This window comes from Plantactinospora sp. GCM10030261, from assembly GCF_042666615.1.
Classification (GTDB): domain Bacteria; phylum Actinomycetota; class Actinomycetes; order Mycobacteriales; family Micromonosporaceae; genus KBS50.
This window is the reverse complement of the sequence record NZ_JBHTDD010000010.1, coordinates 104,160-122,145: the sequence shown is the minus strand read 5'-3', so window position 1 is coordinate 122,145 and position 17,986 is coordinate 104,160. Positions and strand designations below refer to the sequence as shown.

Here is a 17,986-nt window from a genome sequence, read left to right as displayed (position 1 = left end):
CGGCCACCCCGGTCGTTGACCGGGCGTTCCCGCCGGTCGAACGGTTCTGGACGGAACGCCTGGGTCAGCCGCAGTGTTCGAATGGGCTGTTGTAGCTGGCTCCGCCGGTCGATCCGCCCCACCTGACGCAGACCCCGGCCGCTCGGGCCCGCACCGGACCGGCGTAGTACTCGAACGAACCGCTGTCGGTCTGCCGGTCGCGGCCCTTGACCTCAAGGTATGCCGAGATCTGGGTACGCACGCCGACCGAGTTGGTCTTCATGGCGACGGTGCAGTTGTTGCCGTTGCCGGAGTTGTACATCAGGTACACCCGCGCGAGCGGCGTCCCGTTCGCACTGACCAGGGGCTTCGAGTTGATCACTTGGTACCCGTTGCCGCATACCTCGACCGGTGTGTGCGGGTTCTTCTCGGGAGGCTCGGCTCCGGGTGTGGTGGGTTCCGGGTCTGGCTTGCCGGTGCCCGCCGGCCCCGGGGGCGGCGCCGCTGAGGGGTCTCCCCGACCGGGGGTGCTGGTCGCCGGGTCCGCCCCGGCGGTCGCCGTCGGGCTGGCCGACGGCCCGGAACCCTCGGCCGGGGGACCAAGGCCCGCGCTGGCCGACGTTCCCGCCTCCGCCTGGTTCGAGGGATCCGTTCGGTTCTCGTCCGCCCCGCGCCACACGCCCACCAGCGCGGTCCCGCCGAGCACCGCGACAACAACCGCCGCCACACCCGCCAACGCGGCGATCCGGCGCCGCCGGCCGCTGGCGGTCGGCGCGACAGGCGACGGCTCGGCTGCGGGCGGCCTGGGAACAGTCGGACCGGTCCCGTCCGGCGCTCCTCCTCGCGGTGTAACCGTGGCCCGCGGTGACGCGTCGGCTTGCCACGTCACGGCCTGCGGTGGCGCTGCCCGTGGTGGGGACGGCAGGGCCGTGGTCGGCCCCGACGCCAGGGCGTCCTGCGCGATCCGCACCGCCCGGACGAACGCCGCCGCGCTCGGGAACCGGTCGGCCGGGTCCTTGGCCATCGCGCGGGTCAGCAACCGCACCACCGATGCCGGTACGTCGGCTGGCAGGGCCGGCGGCTCGTCCTGGAGATGTTGGGTCGCGACCTGCAACGCGTTCTCACCGATGAACGGCGGACGGCCGAGCAGGCAGCAGTACCCGACCGCGGCCAGGGCATAGACGTCGGTAGCCGCGGAGAGGGGTCGACCCGCGATCTGCTCCGGGGCCATGTAGTGCGCGGATCCCAGCACGATGTTGGTGCCGGTAATGCTTGTCACGTTCGCCGACCGGGCCACCCCGAAGTCCACGAGCACGACGGAACCATCCGGCTGGACCAGTAGGTTCCCCGGCTTCACGTCCCGATGGACGATGTTGGCGAGATGGGCGACGTGCAGCGCCTGCCCGGCCTGGGCCAGTACGGAGAGAGTCTCGGCGGCGTCGAGCCGACCGGTATCCTTGATCCGCTGTGACAGCGACGTGCCGTCGATGTACTCCATCACGAGGTAGTCCATGCGGTGACCGTCGACCTCGGTGTCCTCGCCGTAGTCGTACACGGCGACGATGCCGGGGTGCCGGAGCGCGGCCAGCAGCCGCGCCTCGGTGCGGAAGCGGGTGATGAACTCGGTGTCGGAGACCAGCGCCGGCAGCAGTGCCTTGATCGCGATCCGGCGCTTCAGCAGGGTGTCGGTGGCCGACCAGACATCTCCCATGCCGCCGCTCGCGATCCGGTCGTCGAGCCGGTAGCGGTCGTTGAGCACGACTCCTGCGGAGAGCATCCGGACACCGTACCGGTCGGCGGGGCCGAGGCGTCGATGGCGCCGGATCGGCCATCGGCGGGGCCGACGGCCATCGGCGGGCATGGCCGGGCGGGACCCGCCCGCTCGACCGGCGGGGCTAGGGTGGCTCACCATGATGCTGCGTCACATCACCGTCGACTGCGCCGATCCGTACGAGTTGGCCACCTTCTGGAGCGGTGTGACGGGCTGGACAGTGTCTGATGTGGACAAACCGGGTGATGACGAGGTCCTGGTCGAGGCACCGGCCCCGGTGCCGGGCCTGCTGTTCGTCCGGGTGCCGGAGGGCAAGACAGTGAAGAACCGGATCCACCTCGACTGGCAGCCGACGGAACGCGGCCGGGACGGCGAGGTGGAGCGGCTCATGGCGCTCGGCGCCACGCTGCACGAGGACCATCGCGCCGAGGGCGGCGGTCGCGGTTGGGCCACGCTGCGCGATCCCGAGGGCAACGAGTTCTGCGTCGAGCGGGAGGCCGGCTCAGCCGCCGCCGGCTGACCACGACGTCATGGCCCGGTCGCCGGTACGCGGCTGCTCGGTGTCGGTTCGGCGGGCGTGCGGAGTCGAGGGCTCGGACGCTCCCAGAGCCGGCTGGGATCGTTGAGCGGATCGACGTGCCACATCCGGACCGGAATCGTGTGCTCGACCAGGCGGCCCTCCCGGACGGTGGCCTGGGTGCCGGTGAGCGTGGTCCTGGTCGTCTCGAGACTTGTCAGGTAGTCCCTGCCCCGCGGTGACCGGTCGGGTAGCAGGTCGTCGGCCAGCAGCACGGCATCCCACATGGGGATCAGATAGGTGCCCAGGTCGTTGGGTCGGCACGGCTGGCTCGTGAGCTTCGCGGCGGCGTCCAGGGTGCAGGCGTTCCGCACCTCCCCGTCCCGGGCGCCCGCGGCCCGGTCCACGCAGGCGAAGGTCTCGTCCGAGGGGATGCCCAGCACGTCCCGCGAGACGGACACCTGCGTGGTGAGCGTCTCGAACGACGCCGCCGTCAGGTCAGCGCATCCCGGCCCACCGACGTAGTAGTCGATCGGCCAGTCCGCGTTACTGACGGCACGCAGGCGGTAGTCGGCCATGAACCGGCTGACCGAGACGTCGGCGATGACCAGCCGCGGTCGGGAGTGTCCGCAAACCTCGTTGATCCGCTGGACGAAGTCGGCGAACCGCGTCCACCGGTCGGCGAAGTACAGCACCGTCGGCGGGCCGTCGGCGTTGGCCGCGCAGGCGGTGTCGTCCACCCGCTCCAGGCTCGGCAGGTGCCTCGCGGTAGCTCCCACGGCCGGCTTCACCGCGATCAGCAGGTCGTTGACAAGGGACGTCGTGTAGTGGTCGGTCGGGTCTCGCTGCTGGTAGATGTCCAGCCGGAATCCCCCGGGATATCGGTGTCTCAGCCGGTCGATCGTGTCCGTCGCGTAGTCCAAGTTGGACGGGGCAAGCTGGAGGTAACCGGGCCGATCCACGAACGGCCGCCCCGGCGCACCGAGATCGGCGAGCAGGTTCGGAGCGATGAACGGGATGCCGGCGTCGAGCAGCCGGTTGATCGCGCGTTGGGTGAGGTCGCGGCTGTCGCCTCCGCCGATGACGACCGCGCGAGGCCCCAGGGCCGCCCGCCGGTCGATGATCAACTGAGCGATGTCGTCGGCGTGCCGGACGTCCTGGGTGGCGTCGGCGATGACCACATGCAGCCGGTGGTCACCGGCGGCGGAGATCTGGGTCTGCGCGAACAGCAACGCGCGCAACTGGTCGCGTTCGGACGGGTAGTCCCGGCCATCCGCACACCGGGTGGTGTCGCCGGGTAGCGCGTCGCAGGACAGGGCACCCAGCCACACCACGGTGAGATCGCCATCGCGCAATGGCCGATTGTTGCGCAGGATCTCGTGTTGCAGCCTTGCGGCGACCGGGTCCCTACCGAAGACCGGCGTGGCGAAAACGCCAGGGTCGGCGGTGTCCAGCAGGCCGTAACAGCGATCGCCGTCGGGCGTCGCTCGCAGCACGGTGATCCCGGTCGAGGTGGGCAGGGTGTAACAGCGGTTCATCACGCCGGGAAGCCAGTCGGCCCGCGTCCAGCCGAGGAAACCCAGCACGAGGGTGAGCACCACGAGGATGGCGTGGTGCGTGATGGTCAGCTCCGGTTGCCTTACCAGCTTGCCGATCCTGTCGGACACCAGCATCGGGAGGACGATGGCGGCGACGGAGATGGCGAGGGCGCGCGCCTCGGTGCTGCCCCGGAAGAAGTTGGACACGAAGACGGTGGCAGCCGCGAAGACCACGGCCATGCCGCCGAGCAACGCGGTCAGTCGCAGGTTGGGGCTCAGCAGCGTGGCGATGGTCGCCATGACGACCGCCACCAGGATCGTCCAGACGCTCACATAGCCGGTGATCGCCGCGTGGACGACCAGGATCAGCAGGGCGAGTACGGCGGCGAGCCGGGAACGGGGGCGGTCGGCCACGAATCCCGCCAGGCGGTACGTCGCCAGCGGGTCCTCGGCCTCGGTTTCGGTCTGCGCGAAGACGGCGCGAAGTCGGCCGTAGAACCAGGCCAATCCCCAGAGGGCGACGAACGCGAGCAGGACGAGGCCGATCGACCGGAATCCGGAGCCTCCGGTGAACAGGACCCGGACCACGATGAGAGTCGCCAACACCACCGCGGCCGCCCGGAGAACGAAGTCCACGGTCAGCAACGAGCGCAAGGATCTGGTCGAACGTGACTGGTCTGGCACCGGCACCTCGCGGGATTCGACAACATAGGTGACCACCGATAGTAGGAACCGTCGACAATCCGGACGCGCGACCGGAGGACGGCTGAACGTGAGCCTCGGCAGGAGACCCTGCCGGGCCTCAACGCTTCATGAGGGCGAAGATGCCCCAGCCGACGTACTCCCGAGCGTTCGTCACGTAGCGGAGCGGCTCGGTCGTCAGCTCCTCGCGCATCTGCGCGGCCAGTTCGTCGTCCGGGTTGGCGTCGAGCCAGCGGCGCCGGTTGAGCCAGTGGGCCGCGGCGTACCGGTCCCAACTGTCCTGGTCGGTGAGCACCATCTCGACGAGGTCCCAGCCCTCGTCCCCGAACAATCGGACCAGGTCCGGCAGGCTCTTGAAGTGGTCCCTGGTCGGGGCGTAACACGCCTCGACGGTCGCCTGGTCGGGTGGTTCCAGCCGCCAGTACGACTCCCCCACCAGCGCCATACCACCCGGACGCAGGCTGCGCTCCAGGTGGCGGAGCGTGCCCGGGACACCGTGGAAGATCCGGGTGACGCCGATCAACGCAGCCACGTCGACCGGTTCCTCGGCGACGTACCCGGTCGCGTCGCCGTGCAGGAACGTCACCCGGTCGGCGACGCCGAGTTCGACGGCGCGCTTCCGGGCCTTCGCGGTGGACACCGTGCTGATGTCCATCCCGGTGCCGGTGATGCCGTGATCCCGGGCCCAGGTGCAGAGCATCTCCCCCCGGCCGCTGGCCAGGTCCAGCATCGTCTGGCCGGCGCGTAGGTCAATGGCGGCCCCGAGCGTGGCGAGCTTGTCCGCCGTGTACGGGCCGAGGATGCGCATGTCGCCGACCCGGATGGCGTAGCTACGTGGCAGGTCCACGCGAGAACTCCTGAGGATTCAGGGGCGTCGGCCGGTTGCTGCCGATGAAACCGACCGTACGACCCGTACAAAACATCTTCTCTGGTCCTCGTGGGACGACTGACGCCACGCTAATCGGGTGCGATCCGGCGGCCTACCGGATTCCCGACAGCATTCCAAGCAAATGCTTGACATCGACGCATATTCATTCCAGACTCCAAGCATGTCTTTGGAATCCGAAGGTCGACGGACGGTTCGCGACCCGCTCGCCATGCGTGCGATGGCCCACCCCCTCCGACTCAAGCTGCACGCCCTCGTCGGCCGCGAGGGGACCATCACGGCGGCCGAGGCCGCCCGGGCACTGGGCATCAGCCAGGCCCTCGCCTCCCACCACCTACGCCAACTCGCCAAGTACGGCTTCGTCGAGCCGGCCGAGGCACCGGACAACCGGGAACGCCCCTGGCGGACCACCCACAGCTCGACCGGATACGAGCCACCGTCCGACCCGGACGGATGGGACTCGATCGAGGTGCTGGAACGGGTCATCCTGGACCGGGTCACCGTCCAGTTCACCGACTGGCAGCAGCGCCGCGCCGAGGCGGACCCCCGCTGGGCCGAACACACCGGCATCTCGCAGAACCTGGTTTACCTGACCATCGACGAGATGGAAGATCTGCGGCGGGCCTGGGAAGACCTGATCGACCCGCTGGTACGCCGGCGGAGAATCGGCGATGCCGCCGCCCGCCCGGCGGACGCCGTACCCGTGGATGTGACGCTGGTCTGCGCGCCGGTGCCCCCCACCCCGTCCGGCGGCTGAGATGCGCCGGCTCCGGGACCTGCTGGTCGGCCACCGCGACTACCGGTTGCTGCTCTCCGCCAACGTCGTCTCGCTACTCGGCGACTGGATCCTGCGGACCGGCCTGGCCTACCAGGTGTACGTGCTGACCGGCTCCACCCTCGCGATGACCGGCACACTGCTGGCGTCCCTGTTGCCGCAGATCGCGCTCGGCTCGGTCGCCGGGGTGTACGCCGACCGCTGGGATCGGCGCCGTACCATGGTCGCCGTCAACCTGCTGATGGCCGGCACGCTGCTGCCGTTGCTCGCCGTCCAGGACGCGGCGCACGTCTGGATCGTGTACGCCGTCGTGGCCGTCCACAGTTGCCTCGCTCCGTTCTTCGTCGCCGCCGAGGCCGCAATCGTGCCCACGCTCGTACCCACCAAGCACCTGGTCACCGCGAACGGTCTGAACGGACAGACCCGCGACGTCGCCCGGCTCGTCGGCGCCGCGCTCGGCGGCGTCCTCGCCGGCGTTGGCGGGATCGGCCTGCTGGCGATCGTCAACGCGGCCACGTTCGCCGTCGCGTCCGCGATCCTGCTCGCCATCCGGCGGTCCGCCCAGCGCACGGCCGGCACGGGCACGGCCGGCACGGCGGCTTCCCGGTCCGGCGTCGTCCGGGACTGGGCGGAGGGCGTCCGCATCGCCTGGACCAGCCGTACGCTGCGAGTCTTCTTGGCGTTCATCGTCCTCGCCGGCGTCGGCGAAGCAACGATGGGGACCCTGATGCCACCCTTCGTCCGGGACGTGCTGGGCGGTGACGCCGATGCGTACGGCCTGATCATCTCGGCGCAGGCGGTCGGCGGGCTGTTCGGTGGCCTGGTGACGACGCTTGTCGGCCACCGGTTCAGCCCCCGGGTGCTGGCTGGGTGCGGCGCGTTGGTCTTCGGCCTCCTGGACCTCGTACTGTTCCTCTACCCGCTGGTCACTGCGACGTTGTGGCCCGCCGTAGTAATCATGGTGCTGGTCGGGCTGCCTGGCGCACTCACCGTCGCCGGACTCATGACGATCTTCCAGACGGCCACCGGCGACGCACATCGCGGCCGGGTGTTCGGGGCCGCCATGGCGCTGAGATCGGCGGCGATGTTGGCCGGCACCACGCTCGCCGGGACCCTCGGCGAGCGGATCGGCATCGTCCCGGTGATCGCCGTCCAGGGAGTCGGGTACTGCCTCGCGGGGCTGCTCGTGCTGGGCCTCTTGCCAATCGCGACGCCGCGCACGACGGACCGGGTGAAGGAATGGCCCCTTGTCGACGCTACGGGTTGATCAGGGAACCCTCCTCGCGCTCAGTCCTCGTCAGGACGACGCAACCGTTTGACCTCGCCACGCCGCTTCTTGTCGGTGATCCGGCGTTCCTTGGCTCGCCGCGAGGGCTTGGTAGGGCGGCGGGGCGGCGGTGGCGGCGCGATGGCCTCGGCCAGCAGCGCCGCCAGCCGCTCCTCGGCGGCCTCCCGGTTACGCAACTGCGCCCGGTGCTCCGAAGCGGCGATGGTGATCACACCATTCACCAGCCGGTTCGCCAGATTCTTGCGGGCCCGGTCCTTGAGGTGATCGGGCAGGACGGTGGAGTTGTCGAGGTCCCAGGAGAGTTCCGCCCGCGAGTCTGCGGTGTTGACCCCTTGACCGCCCGGACCGCTGGACCGGGAGAACCGCCAGTTCAGCTCACCGGCCGGGATGGAGACCCGGTCGTTGACGCGCAGTTCGTCGGCCATGAACACAGGTTAGTAGGCACCGTGATCAACCGCCCCCGCGTTCCCAGGCGACGCCTCCCCTGAGATGCGAGCTCTATCGCAGGCCGATCGACGTGTCCGTGTCGCGGATCTTGGACAGTTTCCGTCCCATTATGACGGAAACTGTCCAAGATCCGCCGGGAGCACGTCCGCGGCAACCCGGCGGAGCCGGCGGCGCACGGTTGGGAGGGTGGCAACGGCACGGCGAGAGGGGTGGCAACGGCACGGCGGGAGGGTGGCGCGGCAACGTGTCCATGATCTGGCGGCAGGTCAGGTCGGGACCGGCCAGACTCGTCGAGATGATCGCCCGCCTCCCCTCCCGCGACGCATCCGAACTCGACTGGCTGGCGTTCGAACAGCACGGTGTGCTCGCCACCCGTCAGGCATATCGCCTGCTGAACGAGGGCATCGTCCGCAGTCGTGTCCGCACCGGGCGCTGGCGCTCGATCTGCCGGGGCGTCCTCCTGACGGGAAACGGCCAACTCACCCGCGACCAGCAACTGTGGGTTGCGGTCCTGGTCGCCGGACCGGGAGCGGTGCTCGCGGGGGCGACGGCAGCCGCCGAAGGCGGCGTACGCGGCCTGCGCCGGGAGCCACTGCACGTCCTCGTGCCGTCCAGTCGACGCCCGGGACGGAGCCTCCTGCGCCGGCTCCCCCTCGATATGCCCGGTGTCGTGATTCATCGCACCCGGGTGCTGCCCGAGCAGCATCTCCAGGCCGCTCGGCCAACCCGCACGACCATGGCGCGTGCACTGATCGACGGCGCGGGTTGGGCGGGGACGCCGCGCGAGGCGCAGGCTCTGCTGGCTTCGGCGTGCCAGCAGGGCAAGGTTCGGCCCGGCGAGATCCGCGAGATGCTCGGCGTCCTTCCCCGCGCTCCCCGCCGCCCACTCATCCGGCGAACCGTGGACGACATCGCCGGCGGCGCCCAGGCGCTATCGGAGATCGACTTTATCCGGCTGTGTCGCCGACACCACCTGCCCCGGCCGAACCTCCAGAAACACCGGACCGACGCGGGCGGACGGACCCGCTGGCTGGACGCCTACTGGCACGAATGGCGACTGCAGGTGGAGATCGACGGAGCGCACCACATGGACGTACGCCAGTGGGCGGCCGACATGCTGCGGCAGAACGACGTGTGGACGGCGGGTGATCGGATCCTGCGCTTCCCGGCCTGGTTTGTCCGGGCGCACCCGGACCGGGTCGTCACGGCGGTGCGGAACGCCCTCCGCGCCGCGGGTTGGCGGCCAGAGTAAGCGGATCGTGGACAGTTTCCGTCGTATCTCGACGGAAACTGTCCACGATCCGCGAGAACCAACGCGCGCCTCAGCCGCCCTTGGCGATGATGCCGTCCGCCACCTGCTGCGCCTGGTCGATCGGGATGGCGAACCCGATCCCGATCGACCCGTTGCCGTCGATCGTGGCGATCGCGGTGTTCACGCCGACCACCTCGCCCCGGGCGTTGACCAGCGGTCCGCCGGAATTGCCGGGGTTGATCGACGCGTCGGTCTGCACCGCGTTGTGCCGGTTGGCGCCCAGCCGCACCGGCCGGTCGAGGGCGCTCACGATCCCGGCGGTGACCGTTCCGGCGAGACCGAGCGGGGAACCCACCGCGATCACCGGCTCACCGACCCGCGTGGCGCCCGGCTTGGCGAGCGCGAGCGGGTTGAGCTGCGCGTCCGGCGGCACCCTGAGCACGGCGATGTCGCTGCCCGGGTCTCGGCCGACCACCTTGGCCATCATCTGGCGGCCGTCCGGCGTCTCCACCGTCACCTCGGAGCCGCGGCCGCCGCCCCGGGCCACGATGTGATCATTGGTGACAATGTGTTGCAGGTTGTCGATGGCGAAACCCGAACCGGTCGCCGTCGCGCCACCGGGCCCGTCGACCATGACCGACACCACGCCGGGCACCACCTTGTCGGCTGCCGCGATGAGGTCCGGTGGCACCGCCGCGGCAGCCGACGCCGCCGGGGCGGGCGGCTGGTTGGTCTGCGTGGCCACGTACCCGCCGGCCAGTGCGCCGGACACCGTCGACAGCGCGATCACCGCGAGGGCGAAGACCAGGATCCGCCGCCACCGCCGACCCCGTCCGGGTCCGTCGCCGTGGACGCCGTGCCACTCGTCGCCGTACGGGTCAAGACTCGGCGATACGAACCGAGGGCCGCGGGGTTCGCCGAGGCCGGTCTGCACTGCCATCGCTCACTCCTTGCGGTCGGGCGCCGGCCGGTCCCGGGCGGCGCGAGAACCACCGTCACGGCAGGCGGGAGAACCACACCATCGAGCCCATCGCCGCCCCCAGCGCCAGCAACAGCCCCAATCCGATGAAGCGGGCCGAGATGTCCATCCGCTTCGTCTGGTAGCCGACGGACGTACCGATGTCCTCGTAGACCGCGCGGAGTTCCGCGCTCGACGCGGCCTCGTGATAACCGCCGCTGGTCTGCTCCGCGACGGCGTGCAGGGTTTCGCCGTCCACCGGTACCCGGATCGCCCGGCCACCCCGGTCGACCGAGCCGGTCGGCGTACCGAACGCGATGGTGTGCACCGGCACCTTGGCCGCCACCGCCTCCTCACCGGCCGCCTCGGGATCACGCCCCGAGGTGTTGGCGCCGTCCGAGAGCAGCACGATCCGGGCTGGCGGCGGATCCGCGTTGGCCTGCGGGTCGAGCTGCTTGATGGCGCCCAGCGACGTGTCGATCGCCTCGCCGATCGCCGTACCCTGCACGCCGGTGCTGCCTTCGGCCAGCCGTCGGATGCCGGCCCGCAGGGCCGCCCGATCGGTACCCGGTGGAACGATCACCGCCGCGCTACCGGCGAAGGCGACCAGGCCGACGTTGAACTCGTCGGGCAGCTTTCCCGCGAACTTGACCGCCGCGTCCTTCGCCGCGGTGAGCCGGTCCGGATCGACGTCGTCGGCAAGCATCGACGTGGAGACGTCCACCGCGATCATGACCGTCGCCCGCTCCCGGGGCACCTCGACGTCCGCGGCCGGCCGGGAGAAGCCGACCACCAGCAACGCCAGCATCGCCAGGAACAGCCCGGCAGGTACGTGCCGGCGCCACGCCGGTCGGTGCGGCGCCACCCGGTCGAGCAGGCGCAGATTGGTGAACCGCACGGCGTACCGGCTGCGCCGCCGCTGCATCCGCAGGTAGGCGAGCAGCAGCGCGGCCACCCCGAGCAGCAGCCAGAGCCGATGCGGCGACTCGATGGTCATCGGCCACCGCCCGGTGCCCGACACGCGCCGGCCAGCCGCCGCTGGACATGGACGTGCCGGACGATGTCGGCCACCCAGTCCCGGTCGGTACGCAGTTCCAGGCGATGGGCGCCGGCCCGACGGAGTGCGGCGCCGACCTGCTCGCGCTGTTCTGCGGCGGCCGCGGCGAAGCGTTCCCGCAGCAGCGGGTCACCGGTGGCGACCTCCCGCCGCCAGCCCGTCTCCGGGTCGGTGAACGTGATCAGGCCGACGTCCGGAAGTTCCAGTTCCCGCGGGTCGGTGATGTCGACGGCGAGCACCTGGTGCCGGGCAGCGAGCCGGCGCAGCGGTCGCTCCCAGGCCGGCGCGGTCCACGGGGTCTCCGGCAGCCCGTCGAGGAAGTCCGAGACGACCACGACCAGGCCGCGCCGGTGCGCGGCCCGGTGCAGCCCGTCGAGCGCCGTGGCCAGCGACGGCACCCCACCGGAGGTACGCCCCGAGGCCGGTGACGCCGCACCGACGATGCGCTCCGAGGCCGGCGGCACCCTGCCAGCGGTACGCGGCGTGGCCGGCGGACACCCGCCGGACGGTCTGGAGCCGAGCGGCCGGGTCGGCGTACCCGGTGGGCCGAAGCGCGGTGCGGCCAGCAGCGTCCGGAGCAGGCTGAGTAGGTGGGCCCGGCCGGCACCGGTCGGGAACCGCCGGACCTGGTCGGCGCCGAGCAGATGCGCGCCGAGCCGGTTGCCGACACCGACGGTGAGGAAGCCGACCGCCGCCACCGCGGCCACCGCCAGCTCTCGTTTCTCCAGGTCGGCGGTGCCGAAGTCCATGCTCGGGGAGGCGTCGACGAGAAGCCAGGTGGACAGTTCCCGATCAGCGTCCACCTCGCGGACGTGCGGCACCGCGGTCCGCGCCGTGACCGCCCAGTCCATCCGGCGGACCTCGTCCTCCCCGGGGCGGTACTCCCGGCTGCCGGCGACTTCACTGCCGGGTCCGGGCAGCAGGCCCAGGTGCTGGCCGTGCAGCAGGCCGTCGAGCCGCCGGGTGATGGTCAGCTCAAGCCGGCGCAGCCGATCCTCCGGCGTCAGGTCCCGCAGGGTCGGATCGGCGGTCGCGGTCATGCCGGCCACCCGCCGGCCCGGGTGCGGCCCATGACGGACCGCCTGCCTCCGTCCGCAACCGTGGGTACTGCCACGCCGGGCCCCCGCCGGGTCGCGGTGGTCACGCCGGTCCCGCGCCGGGTCGCGGTGGTCACGCCACCGCCAGATCGACGTGGTAGTCGTGGGCCGGCGCGACCCGAGGCGGGGGTACGGCGTCCACCAGTCGGTGGATCACCCATTCCGCGGCCACGCCGTCGGCGACCGCGTCGAAGGAGAGCACCAGCCGATGTGCCAGCACGTCCGGGGCGAGTTCCCGGATGTCCTCCGGCAGCACGTAGTCGCGTCCGCGCAACAGCGCCTGCGCCCGGGCGGCGGCGACCAGGCCCAGGGTGGCGCGCGGGCTCGCGCCGTACGCGAGCAACGGTGCCACGTCGGGCAGGCCGAACCGGGCCGGGTCCCGGGTGGCCAGCACCAATCGGACCACGTACTCGGCGAGGGCGTGGTGCACGAAGACCCGCCCGGCGCGCGCCTGCAAGGCCTGTAGCCGCGCCGGGTCGAGCACCGTCCGCGAGGTGGGTCGGTCGCTGCTCATCCGGTAGAGGATGGCCAGTTCGTCGGCGTCCGAGGGGTAGCCCACGGTGACCTTCATGAGGAACCGGTCCCGCTGCGCTTCCGGCAGTTGGTAGACGCCCTCGGATTCGATCGGGTTCTGGGTGGCCAACACCAGGAAGGGCGCCGGTACGGGGAAGCTGCGCCCGCCGATGGAAACCTGGCGTTCGGCCATCGCCTCCAGCAACGCGGACTGCACCTTCGCCGGTGCCCGGTTGATCTCGTCCGCCAACACCAGGTTGGCCATCACGGGGCCCAGTTCGATGTCGAAGGTTTCCTGGCTGGCCCGGTAGATCCGGGTGCCGACGATGTCCGAGGGCACCAGGTCGGGGGTGAACTGGATGCGGGAGAAGCTGCCCCCCACGGCCGTCGCCAGGCTCTGCGCGGCGAGTGTCTTGGCAACTCCCGGTACGCCTTCGAGCAGGCAGTGCCCGTCGGCAAGCAACGCGGTGAGCAGCCGCTCGACGAGCCGGTCCTGGCCCACGATGACCCGTTTGACCTCGAACAATGTCTGCTCGAGATCGGTGGCGACCGACACGTCGACCGAGGTGTCGACCGTACTGGGCGCCTGAGCCATGGTGTCCGACATGTCCGTCACGACGCAAGCTTCCCGCGTCCGACCCGACTAAACCCGAGAATCACTCATTCTGCCCGCTCCCCACCTTCACATGATCTTCGCCAATCTGTCGGTACCGCTTGCTAGCGTTCTCGCGCGCGACCGTCGAGCGGACGGTCGCGGGGACAGCCGGGCCGGGAGACGGATCGGGGGCCGGCCCGGCTCCCGCAGCACGCGACCACCACGGACCATCGGACCGGCAGCACGCAGCCAACACGGACCACCGGACCGGCAGCACGCGACCACCACGGACCACCGCCAGCACGACGCCACCTGGGCGGACAACAAAAGCGGTCCCTTCCCCGACCGGGAAGGGACCGCCGATGTGTGGTTCGGCCGAGCGTCAGGAGAGGACGGCCAGGTGGAAGGCGCGGTCGGCGGGCTGACCCGCGGAGTTGTACGTCGCGACGTACACACCGTTGGGCGTGTCGAGACGCGGTGCCACTGCGATCTCGCCGGGCGGCGGGATGTACTCGTCGTCGTTGAGCGCCACGGTACCGACGAACGCCGAGCCGGTCACGTCGTGGCTGAAGATGACCTCGTACTCGCCGGGCCCGAACCGCTGGGCCGAGACGGCCTCGAAGCCCCGGACCAGGCTGCCGTCCGGGTCCACCACCGCGAAGAACGACTGCGCGGTCGGCGGCATCCCCGCGGTGGTCTCGGGCACCAGGGCGTTCCTCGCCTTCGCCGCGGCCGCCTTGCTGACCGGCGGCTGGGCGCCACCCTTCACCTCGCTGACGGGGCCGCCACCGGCCCGACTGCCGGCGCCTGGCTGGGCTCTCGGACTGTCGTCTGGCGCCGCGACGGCGATGCCGCCACCGAGCACGGCGAACGCGACCGCGCCGAGCGCCAACGCGGTCGCCTTACGGCGGAAGATGTTGACCATGAGGATCTCTCTTTTCTTTGCCCTGAAAGGGACGGGAATTGCCCTGCTCAACGATCCTTCGGTCACGACGACGCGGTTTCCTCGAACCCCCTCTCCTGATCACTCGGTCACAATTCCGGCCCCGGAAGGATCGCCGTCGAAGGCACGGAAACCCTGATCAGACAAGGGGATCCGGCGCACGTCGCGGCACACGCCGATCCAGCCCGAGACCGGAATCCTGGCGGGCTTCAACTGTCCACACCGGCCATGTCGTAACCAGGACGGAACGTAACACCGGCGTAATGCGACGGTCAATGAATGACGCGCCGACGCCAAAAGCCGACCATTCGCATTCGCATTCGCGGTTTGCGAATGAGAGACGCATTCCCCTCAGGCCCGCACGGCCGTCGGCGACAGCCCATACACCAGCGCGTCGACAAGCGCGCGCCAGCTCGCCTCCACCACGTTGGGATGGACGCCGACCGTGGTCCAGTCCCGCCCGCCCGTGCCGGCCGTCTCCACGAGCACCCGGGTGACGGCGTCGGTTCCGTGGCTGCCCTCCAGAATGCGTACCTTGTAGTCGGCCAACTCGAAGTCACGCAGTCTCGGGTGGTGCCGGACCAGGGCGGCCCGCAACGCCTCGTCGAGGGCGTTCACCGGCCCGTTGCCCTCCGCGGTGGCGATCACGCGTTCGCCACGCACCCGTACCTTGACCGTCGCCTCGGACACCACCGCGCCGTCCTCCCGATGCTCAACCAGCACCTTGTACGACTCCAGGGTGAACGGCCGGGCCACGCTGTCGTCGGCCAGTTCGGTGCGGACCAGCAGCTCGAACGAGGCGTCCGCCGCCTCGAACGACCAGCCGCCCGCCTCCAGTTCCTTGACCCGGTTTGTCACCTGAGTCACGGTCTCCGGACGGCCGGCCAGGTCCAGCCCGAGTTCACGACTCTTGAGCTCGATGCTGGCCCGGCCGGCCATCTCGGTTACCAGGATCCGCATGTCATTCCCGACCACAGCCGGGTCCACATGGTTGTAGAGCACGGGATCCACTTTGATCGCGCTCGCGTGCAGCCCCGCCTTGTGGGCGAAGGCCGCGGCCCCGACGTACGCCTGGTGGGTGTCGGGGGCGATGTTGGCGATCTCGGCGATGGCGTGCGAGACGCGCACCATCTGTTCCAGACACCCCGCGGGTAACACGGGCATGCCCAGCTTGAGTTGCAGGTTGCCGACCACGGCGAAGATGTCGGCGTTGCCGGGGCGTTCGCCGTACCCGTTGGCCGTTCCCTGCACGTGTCGCACGCCGGCCTCCACCGCCGCCACGGTGTTGGCCACCGCACAACCAGTGTCGTCCTGGCAGTGGATGCCGAGCCGGTCGGGTCGCACGCCGAGCCGGTCGGTCAGATCTCCGATCGCGGCGGTGATCCGGGACGGCAGCATCCCGCCGTTGGTGTCGCAGAGCACCACGACCTCGGCGCCGGCCGCCAGCGCGGTCTCCACCACCGCCGCCGTGTACGCCGGATCGTGCTGGTAGCCGTCGAAGAAGTGTTCGCAGTCGAGGAAGACGCGCCGGCCCTGGCCGACGAGGTGGGCCACGGTGTCCCGGACCATCGCCAGGTTCTCCGCGCCGTGGGTACGCAACGCCCGCTCGACATGCCGGATGTCGGACTTGGCGACCAGGCAGACGGCCGGCGTATCGGCGTCGAGCAACGCGCGTACCTGCGCGTCGTCGGTGACCGGCCGGTCCGGCTTGCGGGTGGCGCCGAACGCGACGAGCAGCGCGTGCCGCAGGTTCAGGTCGGTGTGGGCGCGCCGGAAGAACTCGGTGTCCTTGGGCACCGCGCCCGGCCAGCCGCCCTCGATGAAGCCCACGCCGAAGTCGTCGAGCAGCCGGGCCACCGCCAGCTTGTCCACCACCGAGTAGCTGATCCCCTCGCGCTGCGCCCCGTCGCGCAACGTGGTGTCGTAGACCTGGAATTCCATCGACGTACCTTCCTCAGAGACGTGGCCCGGGAGATTGCCCAAACAAAAAGACCCCCCGCGGGTCGCGGGAGGTCTGCGCGCTCGGCGAGGGTGGCCGGCGCGCTAGCTGCTAATGACGGGTACGAACAGCGGCACGTTCCGGACTCTGCCATGCCGACCGCCTGCCGGGAAGCAGAATCCAGATAGCGGGATGACCTGGCGGGGGCGCTCCGCGGTCCAGCCGGCGCCATCCCCGGTCTGGGTGTAGGAATCCGGACCACGGGGTAGTTGTTTGCTAGATGACAACCGAACGGCTAGGGAGTGGTACAGCGATGGACAGGTACGACACGCAGCCGCAGACCACCGAGAGCGTGACCGACCCGGCCCTGAGCGGCTCGCCGGACACGTTCGACGCGTGGCGCTACCGGGACGAGTCCACGGTGGCCGGCGCCGATCTGGTCGGCTACCACGTCGAGGCCACCGACGGCGGCATCGGCAAGGTCGACAGCGCCAGCCAGGAGGTCGACGCCAGCTACCTGGTGGTCGACACCGGTCCGTGGATCTTCGGGAAGAAGGTCATGGTGCCGGCCGGCATGGTGGATCGGGTGAACCACGACGACCAGAAGGTCTACGTCGACCGGACCAAGGACCAGATCAAGGCCGCCCCGGAACTCGACGAGGGCGCCCACTCCGACCCGGCCTACCGGGACCGGCTGGGCGGCTACTACAGCGGCACCTACCACGAGCCGGGCGCCGGGCTGCCGCCGCGCTCCTGACCCTGCCGTTTCCGGCCCGGCCATGGCTCTTGGCCGGGCCGGCCGTCGCCCTGGAGCCGGGCCGGCCGTCGCTCTGAGCCGGGCCAGGCGTCGCAGGGCATCGGTACGGTGATCGGGTGACTATCGAGTCTGCTCCCACCACCGGGTCCTTCACCGAATGCTTCAACTTCCGCGATGTCGGCGGGCGCACCGGTCTGGACGGCCGCCTCGTGCGCACCGGTCGGCTCTACCGGTCCGATTCGCTGCACCGGTTGTCGGCGGACTGGGACGCGTTCCGCGCGCTCGGTATCCGCACGGTGATCGACCTGCGCCGGCCGACCGAGGTGACGCGGGACGGTCGCGTGCCGCACCATGACGGCCTGACCTACCGGCACATCCACCCCGAGCACCGGGAGTGGTCGGAAACGCCGTACGACGACCGGCACGACCTGGCCCGCTATCTGGCCGACCGGTATCTCGACCTGGCCGAGACCGGCACCGCCGGCATCGGCGCCGCCCTCGGCGTCATCGCCGACGCCGACAGCGCACCGGCGGTCGTGCACTGCTTCGCCGGCAAGGACCGGACCGGGGTGGTCTGTGCGCTCACCCTGTCGCTGCTCGGCGTCGACGAGGCCGAGATCGCCGCCGACTACGCCCTCAGCACCGTCGCGTCGCAGCGGTACACGGACTGGGCCCGCGCGGCCCAACCGGACGCCGTCGAACTGCCGCCGCCGTTCCTGGCGTCGCCGGCCGAGACGATGGCCATGTTCCTCGACGGCCTTCGACATCGGCACGGCAGCGTCGAAGGGTACGTCCGCGCGACGGGTCTGTCGGCGGGCCAGATCGACGACCTTCGCGGACACCTGCTCGACTGACGCCGTCGGCCGCCCCGCCCGCACACCTCGCGCCAGCGGTCGCGCGCCACGACCGGCACGCCAGCGCTCCTCGCGCCCGCGCCCGCGCCAGCGCACCTCGCGCCTCCGTCCGCGCGCC

15 protein-coding genes and 2 pseudogenes are annotated in these 17,986 nt (G+C 70.7%); 6 read left to right on the top strand and 11 right to left on the bottom strand.

Going from position 1 to position 17,986, the window contains the following annotated elements; translation table 11 throughout:
* Positions 1-64 precede the first annotated feature (64 nt).
* The gene (locus tag ACFQUZ_RS14570) at positions 65-1,756 is read right to left on the bottom strand and encodes a serine/threonine protein kinase (RefSeq protein WP_377442234.1); all 1,692 of its coding nucleotides are present in this window, start codon (positions 1,754-1,756) and stop codon (positions 65-67) included.
* Between the two features lie 133 nt (positions 1,757-1,889).
* Here ACFQUZ_RS14570 and ACFQUZ_RS14565 point away from each other — a divergent pair, with 133 nt between their 5' ends.
* A complete protein-coding gene (locus ACFQUZ_RS14565) occupies positions 1,890-2,270 on the top strand; it encodes a VOC family protein (RefSeq protein ID WP_377442232.1) in 381 nt (126 codons plus the stop codon).
* A gap of 8 nt (positions 2,271-2,278) precedes the next feature.
* Here ACFQUZ_RS14565 and ACFQUZ_RS14560 read toward each other — a convergent pair whose 3' ends face one another.
* Positions 2,279-4,450, bottom strand: a complete 2,172-nt coding sequence (locus ACFQUZ_RS14560; protein WP_377442231.1) for a hypothetical protein — start codon at positions 4,448-4,450, stop codon at positions 2,279-2,281.
* Positions 4,451-4,607: 157 nt separating this feature from the next.
* Positions 4,608-5,354 carry an SAM-dependent methyltransferase gene (locus ACFQUZ_RS14555; protein WP_377442230.1) on the bottom strand — a complete coding sequence of 249 codons (747 nt, stop codon included), beginning with the start codon at positions 5,352-5,354 and terminating at the stop codon, positions 4,608-4,610.
* Between the two features lie 202 nt (positions 5,355-5,556).
* On the opposite strand from ACFQUZ_RS14555, the gene ACFQUZ_RS14550 reads away from it, so the two are divergent.
* The gene (locus ACFQUZ_RS14550) at positions 5,557-6,150 is read left to right on the top strand and encodes a helix-turn-helix domain-containing protein (protein ID WP_377442228.1); all 594 of its coding nucleotides are present in this window, start codon (positions 5,557-5,559) and stop codon (positions 6,148-6,150) included.
* A gap of 1 nt (position 6,151) precedes the next feature.
* Positions 6,152-7,435, top strand: coding sequence for an MFS transporter (locus ACFQUZ_RS14545; protein WP_377442226.1), 1,284 nt, complete (start codon positions 6,152-6,154; stop codon positions 7,433-7,435).
* Positions 7,436-7,455: 20 nt separating this feature from the next.
* Here ACFQUZ_RS14545 and arfB read toward each other — a convergent pair whose 3' ends face one another.
* Complete coding sequence (gene arfB, locus ACFQUZ_RS14540; RefSeq protein ID WP_377442224.1) at positions 7,456-7,881, bottom strand: alternative ribosome rescue aminoacyl-tRNA hydrolase ArfB; 426 nt, start codon at positions 7,879-7,881, stop codon at positions 7,456-7,458.
* A gap of 317 nt (positions 7,882-8,198) precedes the next feature.
* Between arfB and ACFQUZ_RS14535 the strand changes: the two genes are divergently transcribed.
* A complete protein-coding gene (locus tag ACFQUZ_RS14535; protein WP_377442222.1) occupies positions 8,199-9,155 on the top strand; it encodes an endonuclease domain-containing protein in 957 nt (318 codons plus the stop codon).
* A gap of 70 nt (positions 9,156-9,225) precedes the next feature.
* Here ACFQUZ_RS14535 and ACFQUZ_RS14530 read toward each other — a convergent pair whose 3' ends face one another.
* From ACFQUZ_RS14530 to cimA, 7 genes and pseudogenes are all read right to left on the bottom strand, one after another.
* A complete protein-coding gene (locus tag ACFQUZ_RS14530; protein WP_377442220.1) occupies positions 9,226-10,095 on the bottom strand; it encodes a S1C family serine protease in 870 nt (289 codons plus the stop codon).
* Positions 10,096-10,150: 55 nt separating this feature from the next.
* Positions 10,151-11,110 carry a VWA domain-containing protein gene (locus tag ACFQUZ_RS14525; RefSeq protein WP_377442218.1) on the bottom strand — a complete coding sequence of 320 codons (960 nt, stop codon included), beginning with the start codon at positions 11,108-11,110 and terminating at the stop codon, positions 10,151-10,153.
* Positions 11,107-11,565 (bottom strand): annotated as a pseudogene (locus ACFQUZ_RS14520) (DUF58 domain-containing protein); the annotation flags it as partial. The pseudogene ACFQUZ_RS14520 and the gene ACFQUZ_RS14525, both read right to left, overlap by 4 nt.
* Before the next feature lie 117 nt (positions 11,566-11,682).
* A pseudogene (locus ACFQUZ_RS14515) lies at positions 11,683-12,210 on the bottom strand (DUF58 domain-containing protein); the annotation flags it as partial.
* A gap of 130 nt (positions 12,211-12,340) precedes the next feature.
* Positions 12,341-13,396, bottom strand: coding sequence for an AAA family ATPase (locus ACFQUZ_RS14510; protein ID WP_377442216.1), 1,056 nt, complete (start codon positions 13,394-13,396; stop codon positions 12,341-12,343).
* A 361-nt stretch (positions 13,397-13,757) separates the two neighbouring features.
* Positions 13,758-14,300 (bottom strand): hypothetical protein, encoded by a 543-nt coding sequence (locus ACFQUZ_RS14505; protein WP_377442214.1) that lies wholly within the window; start codon positions 14,298-14,300, stop codon positions 13,758-13,760.
* A gap of 369 nt (positions 14,301-14,669) precedes the next feature.
* Positions 14,670-16,259, bottom strand: coding sequence for a citramalate synthase (gene cimA, locus ACFQUZ_RS14500; protein WP_377442212.1), 1,590 nt, complete (start codon positions 16,257-16,259; stop codon positions 14,670-14,672).
* 311 nt (positions 16,260-16,570) lie between these two features.
* On the opposite strand from cimA, the gene ACFQUZ_RS14495 reads away from it, so the two are divergent.
* Positions 16,571-17,014, top strand: a complete 444-nt coding sequence (locus ACFQUZ_RS14495; protein ID WP_377442210.1) for a PRC-barrel domain-containing protein — start codon at positions 16,571-16,573, stop codon at positions 17,012-17,014.
* Between the two features lie 116 nt (positions 17,015-17,130).
* Positions 17,131-17,868, top strand: coding sequence for a tyrosine-protein phosphatase (locus tag ACFQUZ_RS14490; RefSeq protein ID WP_377442208.1), 738 nt, complete (start codon positions 17,131-17,133; stop codon positions 17,866-17,868).
* Positions 17,869-17,986: the final 118 nt, after the last annotated feature.